Source organism: Atopomonas hussainii, from assembly GCF_900109735.1.
GTDB lineage: Bacteria > Pseudomonadota > Gammaproteobacteria > Pseudomonadales > Pseudomonadaceae > Atopomonas > Atopomonas hussainii.
Genome location: NZ_FOAS01000030.1, coordinates 1 through 4,354, shown reverse-complemented (window position 1 = coordinate 4,354; position 4,354 = coordinate 1). Strand labels below are relative to the sequence as shown.

The window sequence follows — 4,354 nt, the reverse complement described above, 5'->3', positions numbered from 1 at the left end:
TAAGCTAACGGGCGGCCAAAAGCGCAGCTTTTGGACGTCCAGCGAACGAAGTGAGCGGCGTTGAGCGCATTGTTAGGCATAAACTACGGTGCCAACTTCGAATTATCAGACACAGAGAAAGCAACTGCATCTATTTTTCGACAAATTGATGATAGGAAACTTAAAAAATTTGCCTCGCTAGCTTCGGACCATGAATTGCCAAAGCGAAGTGTTATTTGCGCTGACTCTGCGGGTGTGCCATTGATTAGAGCCTCAACAGAAAACTCCTCGGACAACCAAACGCCATTCACTGCACCTGGAAATGCTGAGTTTATGGCGCTCTCAACAAAACTTATGTCTCCTAGTGGATCTACAGCTGCAACCTCGGAGAGGTCTTCTACTGAAACTCCGCTTGGTTTAATGATGAGTACATCGAAGCTCATTTTTATGCCTAACGTTTGGTTAAGGGGCGGGCTTTAGCCCGTCCCAGTGAGCGAGGCGAGCGATTTGAACCAGTTGTTATATTTCAGTGTTGAATTTACCGAGATAGACAAGTGATTCGGTGCTTTCAGGTTCCCTTAGATGTTTCTCATTTGGCGTGGTTCTAAGGTCGCCATATATGGATTTAGTGCCAACTATTATGTAGTGACTGAAATTTTCAGAAGATTTATTGTTTAGAATACATTGTTCATCTTTGCTTTGAATGAGGCTGCCGATATAGGCTAAGTCGGTTGCCAGTTCAACAAAATCGGAATCCATATAAAACCCCAATTCTTGTTTAAGTCGCCAGCTAGGATTTCTCTCTTCCCAAGCCTCGTAATCACTATCGCTTGCGTCAGTTGAAGGCTCGGGCTCCCACTGCTCAAATGCAAATTCTTGAGCTTCTGCTTCATTCTTAAATTTTCCGGCAAATAAATAGAATGAATGGAACATGGATTTTGACTCTGAAATATAACGATTAAGCTAACGGGCGGCCAAAAGCGCAGCTTTTGGACGTCCGGCGAACGAAGTGAGCAGCGTTGAGCGCATTGTTATGTTTCATTGCTTGGCTCAAGCTTGAGTGCGACGCGATCAATACCGTAGATAAAGCATAAGGCTAGAGTCAACGCAGCGTACCAAGGCATGCTGTAGCCAAAACTTGCAATGGTAATTTTAGCTACATATGTGAACGCCGCTGCAGCTAGAAAGGCCAATAGCGGATAAGCCTTCGGTGGGCGAGAGGTCTTGCTGCACTGTGTGCATACGTATGTGCTTGAGAAATTCCAAGGCATTTTATGTGGGATTTCGTTATTGCAATGCGGGCAATTCATAAGCTTCCTGCAATGAAACATAACGTTTGGTTAAGGGGCGGGCTTTAGCCCGTCCCAGTGAGCGAAGCGAACGGCTTGAACCACTTGTTAGGCGCTGTTGCAATTCGAAATACCGAGAGTGGACACGGTTAACCCTGCTCGAAGCTCAAGTAGTTCACATGGCCGTTGACTCGCCACACAACACACCATGAATTTACGTCGCTCTCATTGGAGAAAAAGACCTCACATTGTTGATCAGCCACATACTGGAAATCATGCTTCTCAGTGTTGATAAACCTGTAGCTGTGCTCTTCAAGCGATCCTTCGGTTTCTTCTGCGCCTATGAGCCACCGGAAATCCTCTTCCCAGATCGGGTTATCAGATATTTCACTGACACGCTTAAGACGAAGCCGCTGAACCATGGCAGGCCAGTTAGAAATATCGAATAAGCAACTGACAGCAAGGCGGTCATCAACCCCAATGCCACCGGCATAAAAACTTAATGAATAGGCCAATCTATCTGTTTTAGGCCGAAAGCCGATGAGATTCGCGATGATACCAATGGCTTTTTCCTTCTCGGCGTCATCGCTTATGTACTGATAGTTAACGCCGTCGTATGAGCGCATCGGGATCTTCTTGTGTAAGCCTAACGATAAGCTAAGGGGCGGCAAAAAGCGGAGCTTTTTGACGTCCAGTGAGCGGAGCGAGCGGCCTTAAGCGCATTGTTAGGATGGCTCGTTGTGGCTTTGGAGCCGCAGGCCAAACCTAAGCGAAAAGTCGATACGCGCCGAAGCGGAAGAGGGCTAAAGCTGTTATTTGCGACTCGCTCCATGATGTCAGACGACTCCTTCGTTTAACGCAAATAACCCGCAGGCGATAACACATGCAGCGCTGCGGAGCTTGAACACAACGCCAAAACTACCGGCAAAACGTTGCGCAGAAAAGTGGCGCGCGGTGTCGTTGTGGCTGGGTAGTTTACGAGCATATTTGAAGCGCCCTAACGATAAGCTAACGGGCAGGCAAAAGCGCAGCTTTTGACTGTCCAGCGAGTGAAGCGAGCGGCGTTTAGCGCATTGTTAGGATGGCTCGTTGTGGCTTCGGAGCCACAGGCCAAACCCAAACGAAAAGGCCCGAAACGCCGAAGTGATGACTTTTTAAAGTAGTTATTTGCGACTCGATCCATGCTGTCAAAACCTTCCGATGCTTACCGCAAATAACCCGCCGGCGAACCTACAGGCGGCGCCGAGGAACTGTCAGAAAACCGTAAAGCTAACGACAAAACTGCGCGCTGAAAAGCGGCGTGTGGATTCGTTGTGGCTAGGTGGTTTGCGAGCATTATGTGAAGCGCCCTAACGTTTGGTTAAGGGGCGGCCAAAAGCGCAGCTTTTGGACGTCCCAGTGAGCGAAGCGAACGACTTGAACCAGTTGTTAGGTGCTCCACTGGTTAATTGCAGCTTCAATTTCATTATCCCAACAATGTTGAGTAAGCATTTCAATATGGTTAGCCTTAAGGATAACTAGACTGCTACGAACGGCTTGACGCTGTTCTTTGGAGAGAAGCTCAAACTGCTTTGAGTCGGAGTTTAAGCCAATTTGATTTACAAATGAGCACATGTATGGGGTGCCTTCTTTGTCGTTTTCACCTGTAACAGCGAGCTCGATAAGCCTGGGGATGTAGTACCCCATGGCCTCTGGGGTGAGAAATGACGATATTCCCCAGCATACAGTGCCAATTTGTTCAGGAGAAAGATCTCTTCTGCTAGCGCCGTTAACTTCATCATTGTGCTCACGGCACTCTTCGCAATGCTTTATATCGGTGGAATGTAACGGCTTGTTGAAGGTTTCGAACAATCTGTAGGTGTTCTCTACGAAGCTGGCGATTTCCACGAATACACCTAACGATTAAGCTAACGGGCGGTCAAAAGCGCAGCTTTTGGACGTCCAGCGAGTGAAACGAGCGGCGTTGAGCGCATTGTTAGGTACGTCTTGCATGAGATCTTACGCCGTAAATTCTTAATGCAATAGATGGGACTAGCATGGCTATAGAGATTAGCAAAAAAATTATGCCTATTGCCGGTAGTACAAGCTGCTCGTTCTTGGTGATTTTTAGGCTATAACAGGTTGCAATGAATATTATGCTAAGTGTTAAGTTAGTTGCTCCGATTATTTTTGAATTTGTTATTTTTGTGCCGAGCCAGAAAAGAATTGTTGGGCCGACAAAGACTCCATACGCCACTAGCCATGAGATATCTAAGCCATTCCCGCTTTGCATGTGTCCGTAAGCAACAAGGCTTAGAGCTGGAATTATTGTTAGTGCGACTTTGTTCAAGCTAGTACCTAACGATTAAGCTAACGGGCGGCCAAAAGCGAAGCTTTTGGACGTCCAGCGAACGAAGTGAGCGGCGTTGAGCGCATTGTTAGGTTCTTACGCAACATTTGGGTTGTTACCTGAGTAAGACTTCATTTTTGGGGAATGGTCTGCCCAAAACTTGAAAATTATACTTCCACCTTCACTGAGCCAAGACTCGCATTCTGCTGCAGGTGCTATTGCCACTCGGTAGTGCAAGTCGTAACGCTCTATTGCGCGCTTGAACTCTTTGCTTAGTCCTGTCGTTTCATTGCGGTCAATAATGAAAGCCTCGTTTAATTTTGAGTTAAAAAGCTTTTCTCGCCAGTAACTAGATTGACTCACATCAAGTACGCAAAGACTTAGCCAAGCTTTATGAGTTTTTTTTAGTAGCCTAGGTGATCGTTTGGTCATTTGCGAACCTAACGATTAAGCTAACGGGCAGGCAAAAGCGTAGCTTTTGGCTGTCCAGCGAACGAAGTGAGCGGCGTTGAGCGCATTGTTATGTGCCTATTCCTCGTATTCAATGAAGTCCCAAGGAATCTCTTTCTTGAATATCTGAATGGATTCCTCCATTAGCTCAAGTGAAATTGATTCTTTGAATACTGTTACTGTCCGAGTTCTGTCCGTGTCGTCCCTGAAAATTTCAACGACCAGCTCGTCGTTTCTGTAGATTTCAACACCGATCCCGTCTCGAGGATTTACATCGCTTGCGACTACAACTCTGTCTTTAGGGAGC

Annotated in this window: 5 protein-coding genes; all 5 read right to left on the bottom strand. The window is 46.7% G+C overall.

Annotated elements, in window-relative coordinates; all coding sequences use genetic code 11:
• Positions 1–83 precede the first annotated feature (83 nt).
• On the bottom strand, positions 84–422 hold the full coding sequence (locus tag BMX80_RS17750) for a hypothetical protein (protein WP_074870778.1): 339 nt from the start codon (positions 420–422) through the stop codon (positions 84–86).
• Between the two features lie 76 nt (positions 423–498).
• Positions 499–912 (bottom strand): hypothetical protein, encoded by a 414-nt coding sequence (locus BMX80_RS17395; RefSeq protein ID WP_235821674.1) that lies wholly within the window; start codon positions 910–912, stop codon positions 499–501.
• A 505-nt stretch (positions 913–1,417) separates the two neighbouring features.
• The gene (locus tag BMX80_RS17390) at positions 1,418–1,894 is read right to left on the bottom strand and encodes a hypothetical protein (protein ID WP_074870774.1); all 477 of its coding nucleotides are present in this window, start codon (positions 1,892–1,894) and stop codon (positions 1,418–1,420) included.
• An 802-nt stretch (positions 1,895–2,696) separates the two neighbouring features.
• On the bottom strand, positions 2,697–3,155 hold the full coding sequence (locus BMX80_RS17385) for a DUF6714 family protein (protein ID WP_074870773.1): 459 nt from the start codon (positions 3,153–3,155) through the stop codon (positions 2,697–2,699).
• A gap of 970 nt (positions 3,156–4,125) precedes the next feature.
• The coding region (locus tag BMX80_RS17910) for a hypothetical protein (protein WP_074870771.1) at positions 4,126–4,354 on the bottom strand (229 nt) is incomplete at its 5' end.